General features: G+C 70.0%; 15 protein-coding genes and 1 pseudogene. 9 read left to right on the top strand and 7 right to left on the bottom strand.

Annotated elements, in window-relative coordinates; genetic code table 11:
• Window positions 1-98: 98 nt before the first annotated feature.
• Both ACFYMC_RS07505 and ACFYMC_RS07500 read left to right on the top strand, forming a co-directional pair.
• The gene (locus ACFYMC_RS07505) at window positions 99-1,241 is read left to right on the top strand and encodes a PP2C family protein-serine/threonine phosphatase (protein ID WP_388520245.1); all 1,143 of its coding nucleotides are present in this window, start codon (window positions 99-101) and stop codon (window positions 1,239-1,241) included.
• A gap of 348 nt (window positions 1,242-1,589) precedes the next feature.
• Window positions 1,590-2,930, top strand: a complete 1,341-nt coding sequence (locus ACFYMC_RS07500) for a transcriptional regulator (protein WP_388520379.1) — start codon at window positions 1,590-1,592, stop codon at window positions 2,928-2,930.
• A 63-nt stretch (window positions 2,931-2,993) separates the two neighbouring features.
• Here ACFYMC_RS07500 and ACFYMC_RS07495 read toward each other — a convergent pair whose 3' ends face one another.
• On the bottom strand, window positions 2,994-3,869 hold the full coding sequence (locus tag ACFYMC_RS07495) for a 3-hydroxybutyryl-CoA dehydrogenase (RefSeq protein ID WP_388520242.1): 876 nt from the start codon (window positions 3,867-3,869) through the stop codon (window positions 2,994-2,996).
• Between the two features lie 207 nt (window positions 3,870-4,076).
• On the opposite strand from ACFYMC_RS07495, the gene ACFYMC_RS07490 reads away from it, so the two are divergent.
• The gene (locus tag ACFYMC_RS07490) at window positions 4,077-5,393 is read left to right on the top strand and encodes a glycoside hydrolase family 10 protein (RefSeq protein WP_388520239.1); all 1,317 of its coding nucleotides are present in this window, start codon (window positions 4,077-4,079) and stop codon (window positions 5,391-5,393) included.
• Window positions 5,394-5,441: 48 nt separating this feature from the next.
• On the opposite strand, the gene ACFYMC_RS07485 is transcribed toward ACFYMC_RS07490, so the two are convergent.
• Both ACFYMC_RS07485 and ACFYMC_RS07480 read right to left on the bottom strand, forming a co-directional pair.
• Window positions 5,442-5,645: a DUF1918 domain-containing protein gene (locus tag ACFYMC_RS07485; protein ID WP_388520236.1), complete on the bottom strand. Its 204-nt coding sequence runs from the start codon at window positions 5,643-5,645 to the stop codon at window positions 5,442-5,444.
• A gap of 64 nt (window positions 5,646-5,709) precedes the next feature.
• Window positions 5,710-6,663: a DMT family transporter gene (locus ACFYMC_RS07480; RefSeq protein WP_388520233.1), complete on the bottom strand. Its 954-nt coding sequence runs from the start codon at window positions 6,661-6,663 to the stop codon at window positions 5,710-5,712.
• Here ACFYMC_RS07480 and ACFYMC_RS07475 point away from each other — a divergent pair.
• Window positions 6,662-8,086 carry a PLP-dependent aminotransferase family protein gene (locus tag ACFYMC_RS07475; RefSeq protein WP_388520230.1) on the top strand — a complete coding sequence of 475 codons (1,425 nt, stop codon included), beginning with the start codon at window positions 6,662-6,664 and terminating at the stop codon, window positions 8,084-8,086. The genes ACFYMC_RS07480 and ACFYMC_RS07475 overlap by 2 nt on opposite strands.
• Before the next feature lie 61 nt (window positions 8,087-8,147).
• The gene (locus tag ACFYMC_RS07470; protein WP_388520227.1) at window positions 8,148-8,723 is read left to right on the top strand and encodes a histidine phosphatase family protein; all 576 of its coding nucleotides are present in this window, start codon (window positions 8,148-8,150) and stop codon (window positions 8,721-8,723) included.
• Between the two features lie 115 nt (window positions 8,724-8,838).
• Here ACFYMC_RS07470 and ACFYMC_RS07465 read toward each other — a convergent pair whose 3' ends face one another.
• On the bottom strand, window positions 8,839-10,380 hold the full coding sequence (locus ACFYMC_RS07465; RefSeq protein WP_388520225.1) for an MFS transporter: 1,542 nt from the start codon (window positions 10,378-10,380) through the stop codon (window positions 8,839-8,841).
• Window positions 10,381-10,738: 358 nt separating this feature from the next.
• Here ACFYMC_RS07465 and ACFYMC_RS07460 point away from each other — a divergent pair, with 358 nt between their 5' ends.
• The gene (locus tag ACFYMC_RS07460; protein WP_388520222.1) at window positions 10,739-12,124 is read left to right on the top strand and encodes an MFS transporter; all 1,386 of its coding nucleotides are present in this window, start codon (window positions 10,739-10,741) and stop codon (window positions 12,122-12,124) included.
• A 3-nt stretch (window positions 12,125-12,127) separates the two neighbouring features.
• On the opposite strand, the gene ACFYMC_RS07455 is transcribed toward ACFYMC_RS07460, so the two are convergent.
• Together ACFYMC_RS07455 and ACFYMC_RS07450 are read right to left on the bottom strand one after the other, a co-directional pair.
• Window positions 12,128-12,406, bottom strand: coding sequence for a trypco2 family protein (locus ACFYMC_RS07455; protein WP_388520220.1), 279 nt, complete (start codon window positions 12,404-12,406; stop codon window positions 12,128-12,130).
• Window positions 12,407-12,464: 58 nt separating this feature from the next.
• Complete coding sequence (locus tag ACFYMC_RS07450; protein ID WP_388520217.1) at window positions 12,465-13,043, bottom strand: YdeI family protein; 579 nt, start codon at window positions 13,041-13,043, stop codon at window positions 12,465-12,467.
• 301 nt (window positions 13,044-13,344) lie between these two features.
• Here ACFYMC_RS07450 and ACFYMC_RS07445 point away from each other — a divergent pair, with 301 nt between their 5' ends.
• Window positions 13,345-13,953, top strand: a complete 609-nt coding sequence (locus ACFYMC_RS07445; protein WP_388520214.1) for an NADPH-dependent F420 reductase — start codon at window positions 13,345-13,347, stop codon at window positions 13,951-13,953.
• 289 nt (window positions 13,954-14,242) lie between these two features.
• Entirely contained in the window at window positions 14,243-14,758 is a 516-nt protein-coding gene (locus ACFYMC_RS07440) for a hypothetical protein (protein WP_388520211.1), read from the top strand.
• A gap of 57 nt (window positions 14,759-14,815) precedes the next feature.
• Here ACFYMC_RS07440 and ACFYMC_RS07435 read toward each other — a convergent pair.
• Window positions 14,816-14,976: pseudogene (locus ACFYMC_RS07435) on the bottom strand (transposase); the annotation flags it as partial.
• 453 nt (window positions 14,977-15,429) lie between these two features.
• Here ACFYMC_RS07435 and ACFYMC_RS07430 point away from each other — a divergent pair.
• Entirely contained in the window at window positions 15,430-15,867 is a 438-nt protein-coding gene (locus ACFYMC_RS07430) for a hypothetical protein (RefSeq protein WP_388520208.1), read from the top strand.
• Window positions 15,868-15,879 lie beyond the last annotated feature (12 nt).

Raw genomic sequence — 15,879 nt, 5'->3', positions numbered from 1 at the left:
TCGTGCGCGCTATCGGGCCATCGACACAATCGATCCGGCCAAATCGGGTGTCGGTGTCACCGGCGGCCACAGCACAACGGCGCGGGGAGACCGACGGCATGATCCGAAACAAGGTGTGGTGCTCCGTGCGCGGGGGTGTGCCTCGTGTGCGCTGGGTGTGCATCCTTGTCTGGACGGTGGCCATGGCCACTTGGGAGCTACTCAGCCCAGACGTGGTGCCGGACGCCCCGCTCCCGAGGCTCCTCGGCTGCCTGGTGTCGCTGTCGCTCGCGGCCTGCGCCGCCTTCTACGTGCGGCACTGGTTCCTGGGCGAGCTGCAGCACACCCGGGAGATCGCCAAAGCAGCTCAGCGCGCCCTCTTGAGGCCCCTGCCCTCCCGGCTCGACGGACTCGCCGTGGCCGCCGCGCAGCTCTCGGCTACTCGGGGTGCCTCGGTCGGCGGCGACCTCTACGAGGCCCTGACCACCCCGTACGGGGTGCGGATCGTCATCGGTGACGCCCGGGGGCACGGACTGGGCGCCCTCGGCGCGGCCACCGCGGTACTGGGCAGCTTCCGGGAGGCGGCGTACGAGGAGCCGGACCTGGGCGGCGTACTCCGCCGGATGGAACGGGCCCTGGGCCGCAACCTGCGCGAACGGGCGGCAAGGGTGGCCGACCCTCCGGTCGGCGGGGCGGGGGAGCCGGACGGCGCCCCGGCGGAGGACTTCGTCACCGTCTTGCTCCTGGAAGTGACCGCGGGCCAGAGGGTCCGGATGTACAACTGCGGTCACCCCTGGCCCTACCGGCTGCGGGCCCGCGGGAGCCAGAGTGGACACCGGGCGGGACGGAAGCCGGTAGGTGGGCGGTCGTCGGCACCGGGCATGGTCGAACCTGCCTGCGCCTTCGACCCCTTACCGCCACTCGGGGTCTGCCCACTGCCCGCGGAACTTCCCGATCAGGTGGTCACTCGACTGGAACCGGGCGAGACGCTGTTCTTGTACACCGACGGCGCTGAGGACGCCCGTGACCGAGCCGGCCGCGATTTCCCGCTGCACGGGGTGCTGAGCGGGTCCGGGAGCGTCGCCACCGCGCTTTCGCCCGCAGTGCTGGTGGCGGGGGTGCGGGAGGCTCTGCTGCACCACACCGGAGGCGAACTCACCGACGACGTGGCCCTGCTGGTGCTGCGCAACGACTACCCTCGGCCGCCCGCGCAGTCGGGTGGGCAGGTCGTGCGCCGGGCGGTCACCCCGTACGGTGCCTGACGGCGACGTCACCGGGTTGCACCGCCCGCCCTGCCATGGAGTGTCGGGCAGACAGCAGGACGGGCGGCGCGGGAGCGGACCGTCGAGCCATGACGAGGGGGAGCCGACGGTCCGGGTCGTGAGGAGACTTCAGTCAACCGGTCGGTGTGCCGCCCCGGCAGCGTGCGCGGCGCATTTATGCGCATACTCCCTTCACACCCCGTGTGAAGGGAGCGCGACCGGAGGGGCGTTGCGTCCCGCCAGATCCAGCCGCCCCAAGACGTGAACACCTGGACCTGAACACCTGGGACCGAAGAGCCCACGGAGGGCCCGATGCAGCCCCACAGCGCACAGCCGCAGCCCCGTGGCATCCAGCCGAACACGCTTCTCGACGCGCTCCTCGCCGAGGCCGGCATATCGCATGCCGGCCTCGCGGTCCGGGTCAACCAGGCGGGACGTGCGCAAGGACTCGCCTTGCGTTATGAACACACCTCGGTGGCACGCTGGTTGAGAGGTCAAAGGCCTCGGGGACAGGTGCCCAACCTGATCTGCGAGGTGCTCAGCGACAGGTTGCACAGGGTCCTGACCCTGGACGACATCGGGTTCGGGCGTCCAGGCTGCCCACCCGATCCCGCCGGGCACCCGCTGAATGGTTTCCTCGACCGGGCCACGGCGCTGTGGCGTTCGGACGGCCAAGGTCGGACCCACCTGGCCGGAGCCCCCGCCTTGACCGGCACGCCGGCTGTGATGCCGGTGTGGGAGTGGGAGAACCCGCCCGAGGACCTCGACGTATCCCGAACCGGAGCGCAGGCGATCAGCCCGGCCACCTTGGAGACACTGAAGGAGGCCCGCTCGCACTACGAGCTGATGTACCGCCGGGTGGGCGGGCCGGCAACCAGGCCCCGGATCGTCCGGTTCCTCGCCGTCGAGACCGCCCCCTTGCTGCGAGGCGACTACCCGGACGGACTCGGACGTCGACTGCACCGAGCGAGCGGAGCCCTGGTGGCGGTGGCGGGCATCTGCGCGTACGACAGCGACGCCCACGGCTTGGCGCAGCGCTACTTCCACCAGGCCCTGCGCCTGGCCAAGGCAAGCGGGGACCGGGCGCTCGGCGCCTACGTGATCGCGCTGCTTGTCAACCAGGCCCTTTGCCTCGACGAGTGCCGGCAGGCCATGGCCTTCGCTGAGGCCGCACTGCGCGGTGCCGGACGATCCGTCAGCCCCGCCCTGGCCGGCGACCTCCACGCGATGCAGGCCAAGGCCTATGCGCGGTTGAAGGACGGCACCGGGGCCAGGGAGTGCATCCGACGGGCCGAGGCGGCGGCGGCTCGGGTCCGCCCCGAGGCAGAGCCGGTCGAGACCGGATACGTCCAGCCGGGTCTGGTCGACGTCCAGGTGGCTGAGGCGTTGCTGGAGCTCGGTGACCTGACCGCCGCGAGGGAGCACGCAGAGGCCGCTGCCGTCGCTCCGGCGCACGAACGGGGCAGGGTGCACCGACTCGCCGTGCTGTGCGAGACCCGACTGCGGCAGGGCGACGCGGACCTCGCGGGGGAGTCGGCCATGGAGATGGCGGGGTGTGCCCGAGGAATGGAATCGCGGCGGCTGCAGGAGCGACTCCGTTCAGTCCGGGGCCAGTTGCTGGACACCGGTTGCCGAAAGGCGCGAGAGACCGCCGGCCGGATCGACGAAGTGCTGCGCGTGCCGTGGTGAGCCGGGGTAGCCGCGGGGTGTGGTCACCGCCGGCTGGACGATGACCGCACCCCGCGAGGTGGGTCAGGCGTACGGGTAGAAACCGGAACCGCTCTTGCGGCCCAGGCGACCGGCGTCCACCATCCGCTGCAGGAGCGGCGGAGCGGCGTACAGCGGCTCCTTGAACTCGGCGTACATCGAGTCCGCTACCGAGGCGACGGTGTCCAGACCAATCAGGTCCGCGAGCTTGAGCGGGCCCATCGGGTGGGCGCAGCCCAACTCCATGCCGTTGTCGATGTCCTCACGGCTGGCGATGCCCGACTCGAACATGCGGATGGCGGAGAGCAGGTACGGGATCAGCAGGGCATTGACCACGAATCCGGATCGGTCCTGCGCCCGGATGGCGTGCTTGCCCAGCACGTTGCTCACCAGCGCGTCGGCCCGCTTGATGGTCTCCTCGCTGGTGGTCAGCGCGGGGATGAGCTCGACCAATCGCTGCACGGGTGCCGGGTTGAAGAAGTGGATGCCGATGACCTGGTCCGGCCGCGAGGTGGCCACGGCCAGCTTCACCAAGGGGATCGAGGAGGTGTTGGACGCCAAGATGGCGTCCGGCCGGGTCACCACCTGGTCGAGGACCTGGAAGATGTCGGTCTTGACCTGCTCGTTCTCCACGACCGCTTCGATGACGAGGTCACGGTCCGCGAATTCACCCAGGTCGGTGGTGAAACTGAGGCGCGCGAGTGTTTCGTCCCGCTCGACTTCGGTGATCTTGCCGCGCTCGGCGGCCTTCGTCAGGGAGTTGTAGAGGCGGGTCCGCCCGATCTCCAGGGCCTCGCCGGTGGTCTCGGCGACCTTGACCTCAAGACCGCTCCGGGCGCACACCTCGGCGATGCCCGCGCCCATCTGGCCACAGCCCACTACGCCGACGCGGGTGATGTCAGCAGGGAGGTCCGTCGTCACATCGTGCCTTTCGTGATCATCCGCCGGCAGGTCCCCCGTGTGATTCCGGCGCCCGCCACGCCCCACGACGTTACCCCCGTCCTTGCGCGGTCGGGCGGGCCGGGGCAGGCATGCTGTCGATTAGCAGATCGATGTCACACTGTGAAATCGGAGTGTCACGTGTCGCATAACGATTGGACCTCTGTGCCCGCCCCGGAAGGCGCCGCCATGTCCGTCCCCGCCGAAGACCACGCGGGCTTCGGTCGCCGAGGTCTCTTCGCCGGGGCGGCTGCCGCGGTAGCCGCCACCGTGGTGGCGGGAGAGACGAAGGCGTACGCCCAGCACGCACCCCCAGGGCAGGGCGGCCCGACGGGGTCGGAGGAGGCCGTCCGGGCTGAGAGACCTCGGCCGGTAGGCCAGATTCCGCAACTGCGCGGTATGTGGATCGCCTCGGTGTTGAACATCGACTGGCCCTCACGCGCCGGGCTGAGCGTGGCGCGCCAGCGCGCCGAACTCCACTCCCTCCTCGACACGGCCGTCGCCCGTCGCCTCAACGCGGTGGTCCTCCAGGTGCGACCCACCGCCGACGCGTTGTGGCCCTCGCCGTTCGAGCCGTGGGCGGAGTGTCTCAGCGGCGTGCAGGGGCGCGATCCGGGATGGGACCCGCTGGGCGAGGCCGTGGCCGCGGCCCATGCGCGCGGCCTGGAACTCCATGCCTGGTTCAACCCGTACCGGGTGGCCATGCATGCCGACCCCGGCCGGCTCACGGCCACACATCCGGCCCGAGTTCACCCGGAGTGGACGGTCGCCTACGGCGGCAAGCTCTACTACAACCCCGGACTGCCCGAGGTCCGCCAGTTCGTTCAGGATGCCATGGTCGACGCCGTGGTCCGCTACCCCGTGGACGCGGTGCACTGGGACGACTACTTCTACCCGTACCCGATCAGCGGAGCGTCCTTCCCGGACGGTGCGACCTTCGCCCGCTACGGAAGCGGCTTCTCCACCGTGGCCGCCTGGCGTCGCCACAACATCGACACCCTCGTCCAGGAGATGTCCGCGCGCATCGCCGCGGTGCGCCCGGGCACCCGTTTCGGCATCAGCCCCTTCGGCGTCTGGCGCAATCGCGCGCACGACGCGGAAGGTGCCGCGGTGGGAGCCACCCTGCAGACGTACGACGACCTTTACGCGGACAGCCGTCGTTGGGTGCGAGAGGGCTGGTTGGACTACATCGCCCCCCAGCTGTACTGGCACATCGGGCATCCCAGCGCCGACTACGCCACGCTGGCCGCGTGGTGGGCCCAGACCGTACGGGGCCAGGGCGTGGACCTCTACATCGGTGAAGCCCTCTATCGCGCCGGCGCGGCCGGCCAGGCCGCGGCCTGGAGTGATCCGGCGGAGCTCTCCCGCCATCTCAGGCTGACCCGGGAGCTGCCCGAGGTGCGGGGGCACATCTTCTTCTCCGCCGATCAAGTGGTCGAGGACCGCATCAAGGCCATGGCCCGAGTGGTCGCGGACCACTATCCGACCACCGTCCCGCCGCGGTAGGTACGGTCGCGGGCGGTGCTCGAACGCCGCGCGCCGCCCGCGGGCACCTCACCTGCCCATCATGGAGTCCTTGCGGTGGTCGACCACGCAGTCGGGGCCAGGCGACATGATCGACTCGTGGCCGTCCTTGGCGCGTACCCGGTAGGGCGGGTTGCCGTCGCTCCCGAGCACCTCCACCACCTCGACGACCTGGTCCCCCTGACCGGTCACCCGGCCGTGCCTGACCAGCTTGTCGCCCTTCTCAGCTTGCATGGGGACGTCCTCCTCAGGTAGTTCGGCCGTCAGCACGAGTCTAGGCCGCGAGCCGTGATCTGCATCACGGTTGCATCGGGTGGTGGACGGCCCGGGTCGTTCTGGGGCGGCGCTGTGTGAGTGCGATGCAAACCAGCACGCCGACCGCGGTGGCGGGGGCGGCCGGGGTCAGCCGTTCGCCCAGTAGGGCTACCGCCCATACCAGGGTCAGGAGCGGCTGGGCGAGCTGCAACTGGCTGGCGCGAGCGGCTCCGATCTCGGCCATCCCCCGGTACCAGACATACAGGCCGAAGAAGCTGGAGCAGGCGAGCCAAGCCAGCCCGGCCAGGCCTGGTACGCCCATTCGGGTGGGCTCGTGGACCAGGCCGAGCGCGGCGGCGGCCAGGCTGAGGGGCAGGCAGAGCACCAAGGCCCAGCCGACGACCTGCCAGCCCGGCATCGACCGGGCCAGCCGTCCCCCTTCGGTGTAGCCGGCCGCGCAGACCAGTAGTGCTCCCAGGAGGTACCCGTCGCCGGCGTTCAGCCCGCCTCCGCTCTGGCTCAGTGCGAAGCCGGCGACCATGGTCGCGCCGGCCACCGCAGCGGCCCAGAAGGTGGCTGAGGGGCGTTCTCCGGTGCGCACCGCGGACAGGGCGGCGGTACTGAGCGGCAACAGTCCGATGATCACTGCGGCGTGCGAGGTCGAAGAGGTCCGCAGAGCCAGGGTGGTCAGGAGCGGGAAGCCGATCACCACCCCGCCGGCGACCACGGCGAGACCGGGCCAGTGGGCGCGCTCCGGTGCGGGAACTCGCAGCACCAGCAGGAATCCGGCGGCCAGCACGGCGGCGAGGAGGCTGCGCAGGGCCACCAGGGTCCACGGTCCGAAGCTCTCCAGGCCCCAGGAGGTGGCCGGGAAGGTCAGGGAGAAGGTGGTGACGCCGAGGGTGGCGAGCAGAGTGCCGCGTCGGCCGTGACCCGTGGGGGTGGCCCTGCGGACTGCTATCGGGTCAGGCAGGGTAGCGCTATCCTGTGCTCTCATGCATGAGCGTAGCAGTGTGGGTGAACTGGCCACTTCCCTCAGGAGTGAATTGGACCGCTATCCACTTGGTGGAAAGCTGCCGTCGAGTAGGGCAATGGTGGAGCGGTTCCGAGTAAGTCCGGTGACGGTCTCCCGGGCCATCGCCCAGCTTGTCGCGGAAGGGCTGGTGGTCACGCGCCCGGGCGCCGGGGCCTTCCGGGCCCAGCCTCGCGGCGAGGGCGTGATGACCGTGGGGGACACCTCGTGGCAGGAGGTCACCCTCAGCGCCGATGTGGCCGGTCACGCCGTACCGCGGAGCGTGGACGCCTCCGGTGTCCTGGTCAGCCTCGCGCTTCCACCCAGTGGCGTCATCGAGTTCGGTGGCGGCTACCTGCACCCCTCTCTCCAGCCCGAGCGCGCGATGGCGGCGGCGCTGGCTCGTGCGGGCAGGCGACCGGGTGCCTGGGCGCGCCCACCCATCGACGGTCTTGCGGAACTGCGCGACTGGTTCGCCCGAGACATCGGCGGAACCGCCTCCGCCGCCGAGGTGCTCGTCACCGCGGGCGGCCAGAGCGCGCTCACCACCGCGCTGAGGGCCCTGGCGCCTCCCGGAGCGCCGGTCCTGGTCGAATCGCCCACCTACCCGGGCATGTTGGCGGTCGCCAGGTCCTGCGGGCTGCGCCCGGTGCCGGTACCCGTCGATGCCCAAGGGGTACGCACGGAACTGCTCGCCGCCGCGTTCGAGAGCAGCGGGGCGAAGTTGTTCGTCTGTCAGCCCCTCTTCCACAACCCCACCGGTGTGGTACTGGCCCGGGGCCGACGGGACGAGGTCCTGCGCATCGCGCGGGCGAACGGCGCCTTCGTCATAGAGGACGACTTCGCCCGCCACCTCGCCCACGAGGATGCTGGCCCCTTGCCGGCACCGCTGGCCGCCGAGGACCACGACGGGGTGGTGGTGCACGTGCGTTCCCTCACCAAGGCCACCTCCCCGAGCCTTCGGGTGGGAGCGCTCAGTGCCCGCGGCCCGGTCCTGGAACGGCTCCGCGCGATCCAGGTGGTCGACAGCTTCTTCGTCTCGCGCCCCCTCCAGGAAGCTGCCCTCGAACTCGTCGGATCCCCGGCCTGGAGCCGCCACCTGCGCGCGGTCTCCGTGGAACTGCGCCACCGCCGCGAAGCCCTGACCGTCGCAGTCCTCGACCGACTCCCCGAACTCGATCTCCCGCACGTCCCCCAAGGGGGATTCCAGCTGTGGCTGCGCCTGGCCGAACACCTCGACGAGAGTGCTCTGGTAGCCGCCGCGCTGCGTGCCGGGGTGGCGATCACGCCCGGCCGTCCGTTCTTCAGCGCCGAACCCCCGGCCGGCCACGTCCGTATCAGCTACGCCGGCGTCGCGGGATCGGCGGAGCTGACAGAAGCGGTCCGCCGGCTCCGTCAGGCTTTGTGAAAACCGGTCCTGACGTGCGCGATATTGACCATCAGGCATGGTCGGGCCCACCATCGCCGCTATGCACGTTCGGTTCACCCTGATCGCAGCCGCTCGCAGTGCCTCGGTGCTCGGCGAGCGCTTCGACGAGGACCGTCCGCTGGACGGTGCGGGCTGGCGGGCGGTGGAGCTGGCCGCCCCCGCTCTGATCCCCCTCGGCGCAGCCGAACTGCGCTACTGCTCGCCTACTCCGCGCAGCCGCGCCACCGGGAACGCGCTCGGGTTCGCGCCCCTCGTCCAGCCCGCACTCAGCGACTGGGACATGGGGCGATGGCGGGGGCGCACCCTTACCGAGGTGGCCTCCCGTGAACCCGATGCCATGGACGACTGGCTCACCAACCCCGCCGGCGCCCCGCACGGTGGCGAGTCGCTCCTCGCCTTCATCACGCGGATTGGCGGCTGGCTCGACACTCGCCCGGCCGTCGACGGCGACGCGGTCGTCGCCGTCGCGGAGCCCTCCGTCGTCCGAGCCGCACTGGTCTACGCGTTGCGGGTGCCCCCCGAGACCTACTGGATGGTCGATGTGCGTCCGCTGGCCCCGCTCACCCTCATCGGATTCCCGGGGCGCTGGCACCTGTGCCTGGGGACTCCCACCTGAGACCTCATGGCCAACGACCCGACGGTCCGCATCGGGGCACCTGCCGCGCCACCGGTGAAGTCTGCAGGCTGCTGCGCCGGGCTTCGTCCGTGCCGCACCCCGGTCACAGCACGAGCTAGACGGGCGTCCGCTTCCTTTCCTTGCGGGGTGATGCCGGGCCGCCCGCGGTGGTCCAGAGCAACACCATCGCAATCGCACAGAATGCGGTTCCGATGGCCACGGCCAGCTGGGAGCCAGCGATGAAGTCGCTCCTCGCGGCATCCGCGATCGAGCCCAGTTGGGCGGCGGTCGGGGCGGGCAAGGGGCGGCCGGGTCCGACTTCGGCCAGGTACGCGTAGGGATTGGCCTCGTCGATGATCTGATCGGTGATCGACTGGCGTGTGGAGGCGTCCGGAATGGCTCGCTCAAGATCAGTGTCGAGGGTGTTTGCCAGCCAGACGGCCAAGATCGTGCCCAGCACGGCGAACCCGAAAGTAGACCCGATCGCCCGTTGGGCACTCATGATCCCCGAGGCCATTCCCGACCGCTCCACGGGCACCGAACTCATCGCCAGAGCCGTGACCGGTGTAGCGAGCAGGGCCGCTCCGGCGCCGGTCAGGAACAATCCGAAGGCTACGCAGAGCACGCCCACCGTCATCCCCCACGCGACGACAGCGAGACCGGCGACCAGGAGCGGCTGACCGATCCGGGCGACAGGCAGCGGCCCGAACCGCGCAACCAGGCGGCCGGACAGGGGCGAGAGCAGCATCACGTTGAGGGCGAACGGCAGGATCAGCAGTCCGGCACGCTCCGGCGAGTACCCCTCGACGTTCTGGAAGTACTGGGTGATGACCAGGAGCATTCCGTACACGCTGAAGAAGGCCGTGAACATGGCGGCGATGCAGACCGCGTACGTACGGTCGGCGAACAGGCCGACGTCCATCATCGGGGCCGGATGGCGGGACTCGTAGCTGACGAAGAACGCCATGGCGCCCGCACCCGCAGCCAGGAAGACCAGGATCTCCGGCGAGGTCCAGCCGGCGTTCTGACCCTGGATCAGGGCGTAGGCCAATGAGCCGACGCCCACCATGAACAGGATCTGCCCGCCCCAGTCGAAACCGCGTCGGCCCTCCTCCTTCGACTCCACCACCCGCGCGAGAGTGAGCACCAGCACCAGGACGCCGACCGGCACGTTGATCATGAAGACGGCTCGCCAGCTGATGACTTCCGTCAGGACTCCGCCGACCGTGGGCCCCAGTGCGGTCGCGATGCTCGCCACACCCGTCCACAGCCCGATCGCCTTCGCCCGTTCGCCGGTGTCCGGGAAGGCCGCGCTCACGAGGGCGAGGGAGGCGACCGTCATCGCAGCCGCCGCGACTCCCTGTACTGCCCGGGCGAAGGCCAGGACTTCGAGCCCGGGGGCGAGTCCGGCGGCAACGGAGGCGAGGGTGAACACCGAAACGCTGATGACGTAGAGCCGCTTGCGCCCGTACCGGTCAGCGGCGGTCGCGCCGGCCATGATGAACACGGCCATGCCGATGGAGTAGGCGGTGACCACCCACTGGAGGCCGGCTTCTCCGACCCCGAAGGCCCGTTGGATGTCGGGCAGGGCCACGTTGGCGATCAGCGCGTCGAGGAAGACGGCGAAGAGGCCGAGCCCGGTGGCGAGCACGGTCACCACCTGGGTCCTCGTCCAGGGAGGTTTAGGACTTGATGGGGTCTTTGTCTTATGCATCGTCGCACGGTAGGTCGTGCTGTCACGGCGCCCTGGACGACACGTGATCTCTGGGGGGCCGTCCTCCCGTCCGCCCCCGGCCGCCACTTCGGTGGCATCTCGCCAGGGTCGGCGGGAAATAACGGCAAACCGGTATGGGGTATCCCAGAATGGTGCCGCCGTCGAAACGTCTCAATCCAGACCAACCACCCATCCGTCACGTGCCGCGGCTCCCAAGCGGCCCTCGACCCCTCCGGCGGGCCGCAGCGGGCCCCGAACCCGGCGCCCGCCCGGTTTCTCGCCACACGACAGGAGCCCACCCATGCGCTTCGGTTCGCACGCTCCGGGGCAGCCGAGGCTCGGCCTGACGCTCGTCGCAGCCGCCCTGTGCATCTTCGTCGTCCAACTCGACTTCCTCGCGCTGAACCTGGCCCTCCCCCGGATGGCCGAAGAGCTCCACACCACCACGACCGACCTCCAGTGGGTGATCAGCGGATACATGCTGGCGCTCGCCGCATGCCTGATTCCCGGAGGCCGCCTCGGAGACATCCTCGGCCGCCGAAGGGTGCTGGTCTTCGGACTCGCCCTCTTCGGCCTCTGCTCGCTCGGTGCCGGCCTCAGCTCCACCGTGGAGGTCGTCGTCGTCCTGCGCATCGCCCAAGGCATCGGCGCAGGAGTGCTCTTCCCGCTCGCCATCGCCGTCATCACCGACGCCTACCCGCCGGAGCGCACGATGCGGGCGATCGGCGACGCCTACGGAGTCGGCGCCCTCGCCCTGGCCCTGGGACCGCTGTTCGGTGGTGGGGTCACCGAACTGGTCAGCTGGCGTTGGGTGCTCCTCGTCAACGTGCCCACCGTTTTGGTGGCCATCGCCGTCGTATGGGTCGGCGTTCGCGAGTCCCGCGACAGCACCGTGCCCCGCTCCATCGACCTTCCCGGTCTGGTCCTGGTGGTACTGGGCATCGCCGCCGTCACCTATGCCGTCGACCGCGTGCAGGCCTGGCCCCTTGCCGGTACGGTCGCCATGGTGGTGGCCGGTGTGCTGCTCCTCGTGGGGTTCGTCCTCCGAGAGCGGGTGGCCCGCTGGCCACTGATGGCCCTGGACCTCTTCCACAACGTTCCCTACGTGATCGTCACCCTCATGGCCATGGTCGCCAACACCGCACTCGTGGTCTCCATGTACGGGATCACCATCTACCTCCAAGAGGGCCAGGGCCGCTCACCGCTCGTGGCCGGCGCGATCTTCCTCGCTGCCTCGGTCGCGGCGGGCGTCGCTGCCCCCCTGTCCGGCCGGCTCGGCGAGCGCTTCGACATTCCCCGCACCATCGCCGTCGCCACCGTGCTCGGAGCGGTCGGGCTCTACCTGGTCTCCCTCGGTCCCGGACTCGGCACCTACCTCGCCGGGCTGCTGCTGATCGGCTTCGGGTACGGAACAGGCTGGGCGATGGGCAGCATCGGGACCCAGACGGTGGTCCCGCCGGAGCGGGCCGGTCAGGCCTCCGGTGTCACCTTGGCCATCGTCATCGGTGTCGCCGGAATCGCAGTGGCCGGCGCGGCCACCTTGATCGAGGTCCGCACGCACGGAGAAGGCATCGAGCGCGCCATCGAGGGCATCCTGCTCTGGATCGGAATCGGCAGCGCGGTCGTGGCCGCTCTCCTCGGACTGCTCGCCGCCCGACTCATGCCGCGCACCGTCGCCGCCTCCTGAGGGTCAGTCCGCGATCCGAACCGAAACGTCCCCCGGCCCTGACGGCCGGTCCGGTGATCCGTTGACCAGGAGGTCGCCACCGGCTGAGATCCTCGCGGTCGACATCAAGGACACCCGGTGCGTACGGGCACCTGAGAGCCCCGCCTCGCTCTCCGCGCCCACGGTCCACAGCCTGCCCCCGGCCCTCGCCTGCGCGTCGGCCCTCCGGTCCACATCGAACTCCACCTCCACCTGGCTCGTCGCGTACTGCGCCGCGGGCCCGCTGGTGGTCCACCGCCGCACTCCCCTGACGCGGGGCTCTGGTCGCCGGCCGAGGGGCACGCCCCATGAGGTACCCGGCTCAGTTCGCGCCGTCCCCGTCCACCAGCAGTCGGAGCGCCCGCTCCAGTCGGGCCCTCCTGGTCTTTGAGGTGCGTGACTGGAGGAGGGGGAGGACCAGCAGATAGCGCTCGGTCCTGTCGAGGGCTTCGAACGCCTGCTTGGCCTCGGGGTTCGCATCGAGGGTAGCCGCGAGGTCGGAGGGCACCTTCGCGCTCTTCTGTGATTCGTACGCCGCATCCCAGCGGCCGTCCTGCTGGGCTCGACGCACCTCCGCCAGCCCCGGTTCGCACATCCTGCCGCTAGCGGTCAGCTCGGCCACCTTGTCCACGTTGACCTGGGACCACAGGCTCCTGGGGCGACGGGGGACGTACTTCTGGAGGTAGTACAGCTCGCCGTAGGACCTGCGTTGGCCGGAGATCCAGCCGTAGCAGAGGCCGCTGTCGACCAGTTCGCCATCGGTGACCGATGCGATGCCGGACCGCTTCTTGGCTACTTTGACCCACACGCCTTCGTGGCGCGCGTGGTGCTCCGCCAGCCACCTCTCGAACGCCTCGGCGTCCGGGAAGGCGATGACCTCCACCCCGTCGATCTCATCCATACGGCCGAGGCTACCGCCCGACCGCCGGGCAGGGGTCCTGGTCGGCGGCAGGGGACTGGGCACCGCTGATGTGCCCGGCGGTGGGGGAGCGGTGCGGCGTGGGAAGCGCCCCGGGCGGTGCACGGCGGGAGGGCACATGCCCGGATGGTGGCTCAACCGCCGTCGCGCTCCTCCCGCTCCTGGGGCGCCACCGCTCGGGCGGAGCGACTCCGGGGACCTGAGCGGGGTTTCCGCGCCTGGAGCCGGGGCTGCCCAGTGCTCGCCGGAGGCGAGAGGGCCGGGGGTGTGTGACGGTGGGGTCATGAACGTAGGGATCATTGGTGCGGGTCGTATCGGCACCGCTCTGGCCCGGCTGCTCACCCGAGCCGGGCACCAGGTCAAAGTGGCGGGCTCCCGGGGGCCGGAGAAGCTCGCGGCCCTCGTCGGTGAGCTCGGCCCGAACGCGTCGGCCGGGACGTCTCAGGAGGCCGCCGACTTCGGTGACGTCGTCGTCCTGGCTGTCCAGTGGGACCAGGCAAAGAACGCGGTGGCCTCGGTTTCCTCCTGGCGGGGGCGTACCGTCCTCGTTCCAGTGAACCCGTTGCGGGAGACGGCAACCGGTCTGGAGATCGCGGACACCGGGGGCCGCCCGCCCACCGAGGTCATCGCCTCGCTCGTGCCAGGTGCCCTCGTGGTCAAGGGGTTCAACACCTACCTGGCCCAGGTCCTCGCCGAGGATCCCGCCGTAAACGGCGGGCGCCGCATCGTCCTCCTCGCCGGCGACAACGCCGACGCCAAGCGCAAGGTGGCCGACCTGGCCGACAGCGCCGGGTTCCAAGCCGTCGATACGGGAAGCCTGGCCGAGGGCGGGCCCCTGTTCGACAGCGGTGGCCCGCTCAACGGCCTGGGCAGGGACCTACTCGCCCTCTGATGCCGCGTGGGCCGTTTCTCCCACGCCCTGGCTTCAGTGCAGCCGGACCCGCGGTGGCGAAGCCCCCTGCCGATGGGCCGAGCGTCCGGCGACGTGTCGTGGAGGCGCCAGGTTGGTTCCGGCAGCTCGGAGGCCGGGAAGCTGACCATGCGACAACTGGCTCCGTCAGAGAAGAACCGGGAGAGACCTGGTCGACGTGACGGAGGAGTTCCTCGGCGGCCCGATTTCTGGACGGGCCTGCTGAGGATAGATTCTGGGCAGGGGAACGCAAGATCTATGGGGGAATCTGATGCAGCACCTGGGGCCGCTGGAACTGGTCGGGGACCGATGGGTCATCGGGGACCCGAAGCGCAACGATGGGTCATGCCTGGTGTTCACCACCGAAGGCATCGAGCACCACATGCGGGGAGAAGCGGAGCCCCGGGACCTCGTTCCGTGGAGCAGCCTCCACAGCCTTGGGTTGAGGGTCGCCATGAAGCCGTGGATGGCCACCCGCACCGGGGGTGTCATCGTCGCGGCCGGCGGCTACATGGACGGTGGCCCAACTGGCTGCTCCCTGTTCGGCATTCGCGATCGATCCAAGCCCTGGTCGGTGAACTACACCCATCACGAACGCACTTACACATCCATGCACATGGCACTGGTGATCGGCCTGGTCGAGAAGACGTCCGAGGCGAAGCTGCTGCACCGCCTCGGAGACCCGGAGTGGCTCAGCGCGGTGGTCTCCCGGCTGGCGCCAACGCCGCGGTGGACCCCCCTCCCGGTCCGCCGGGTGAGCGAAGTCATCGAGCTCTTGGGTACCTGAGCTTGCTCCTAGCCCACGCGAGACCTTTCGGGCTGGCCGATGGCCAGAGGGTCCCCCGGGGCGTTTGACGGTCCTGCCGACATCGTGGCCGGGTGCCCGGTGATTGTTCTTGGCGCCGGGTGGGCGTCCGGGCCGGCGCCTCGGGGTCTGGGCACACGGGCCGGTCGAGCGAGGTGGGAACGGATCTTCATGAGCCCCCGGCGAACCCGGGCAGGCCCATGTTGATCGTAGTCGCGGCCAGGCGGCGTGGGGCCTCGCCGCAGTGCTGGCCGGTGCGGGAGAAACGCGCGGTCGCACCCCCTGTGGCTGAGTGCTTCAGTGTCCGCCTTTGTGATCACCATTCTGGGTGCCAGATTGCCCGGATGAACAGTGCAATCGACCTGCTGATTCATGGGTCAAATTCCAACCGAGGAGGTCGGGCGCGCCGGCCAGTCGCGGCGTTTCCCCACCTCGCCAACTAGCGATCGGAACCGCGAACCATCGGTCGTGGTCAACACCCCTGTGACTGAGCGCTCCAGTCGGCGGGACTCGCCAAGAAGGGCGCACGGCCATGAAGCCGTACGTTCACCCGGATCGGCGGAGGCCGTGTGGCGTTGCGCCTTCGCCGCGCCGCCGAGCTGGTGCAGGAGGAGAGGTGGAACCGATCTTGTCCGGCCGATGTCTGAACCGGAATGGAGATCTTCCTGTTCCTGGCTGTGATCTATGCTCCGGTCCTGGCACCCTGCGTCGTCGTCGGCGCTGCCGTCCTGATCGTCCGGGTCCGCAAGCAGCGGCCAAGTATCGGACATCTGTCGAGTGTCGCCACCTGCGCTCTGGTTGCCGTCATGGCTGCGGCGGTTTCGTTCGGCGCCTACTCGTGGGGCGTGACGTCGGGCTTCTACATCCTGGACCCGGACCAGGTGCGCGCGGCGCAGGGTGTGGAGGGCGATCGCATCGTGACGCGGTGGACGCTGCCGGTCAGTTCGCAGTGCGTGACGTCGGGCGGCGTGGGAACGGAGCTGGCGTCGGCTTGGGTGAATCCCGTGATCTTCATCGGTCTGGCGGTGTCCATACTCGCCCTCCTCGCAGCAGTCCTCGCAGGCGTGTTGCGACGCCGCTCCCTGCGATGAATTACTCACTCG

Origin of the sequence: Streptomyces sp. NPDC006879 (assembly GCF_042869595.1) — a bacterium.
Taxonomy (GTDB): Bacteria; Actinomycetota; Actinomycetes; order Streptomycetales; family Streptomycetaceae; genus Streptomyces.
This window is presented reverse-complemented; position numbering and strand designations above follow the sequence as displayed.

What these genes read in the sequence shown, in the direction of transcription:
- ACFYMC_RS07505 (WP_388520245.1), top strand. Translation starts at nt 99, where the DNA reads ATGATCCGAAACAAGGTGTGGTGCTCCGTGCGCGGGGGTGTGCCTCGT.
- ACFYMC_RS07490 (WP_388520239.1), top strand. Translation starts at nt 4,077, where the DNA reads ATGTCCGTCCCCGCCGAAGACCACGCGGGCTTCGGTCGCCGAGGTCTC.
- ACFYMC_RS07485 (WP_388520236.1), bottom strand. Translation starts at nt 5,645, where the DNA reads ATGCAAGCTGAGAAGGGCGACAAGCTGGTCAGGCACGGCCGGGTGACC.
- ACFYMC_RS07475 (WP_388520230.1), top strand. Translation starts at nt 6,662, where the DNA reads ATGCATGAGCGTAGCAGTGTGGGTGAACTGGCCACTTCCCTCAGGAGT.
- ACFYMC_RS07480 (WP_388520233.1), bottom strand. Translation starts at nt 6,663, where the DNA reads ATGAGAGCACAGGATAGCGCTACCCTGCCTGACCCGATAGCAGTCCGC.
- ACFYMC_RS07470 (WP_388520227.1), top strand. Translation starts at nt 8,148, where the DNA reads ATGCACGTTCGGTTCACCCTGATCGCAGCCGCTCGCAGTGCCTCGGTG.
- ACFYMC_RS07460 (WP_388520222.1), top strand. Translation starts at nt 10,739, where the DNA reads ATGCGCTTCGGTTCGCACGCTCCGGGGCAGCCGAGGCTCGGCCTGACG.
- ACFYMC_RS07450 (WP_388520217.1), bottom strand. Translation starts at nt 13,043, where the DNA reads ATGGATGAGATCGACGGGGTGGAGGTCATCGCCTTCCCGGACGCCGAG.
- ACFYMC_RS07445 (WP_388520214.1), top strand. Translation starts at nt 13,345, where the DNA reads ATGAACGTAGGGATCATTGGTGCGGGTCGTATCGGCACCGCTCTGGCC.
- ACFYMC_RS07440 (WP_388520211.1), top strand. Translation starts at nt 14,243, where the DNA reads ATGCAGCACCTGGGGCCGCTGGAACTGGTCGGGGACCGATGGGTCATC.
- ACFYMC_RS07430 (WP_388520208.1), top strand. Translation starts at nt 15,430, where the DNA reads ATGGAGATCTTCCTGTTCCTGGCTGTGATCTATGCTCCGGTCCTGGCA.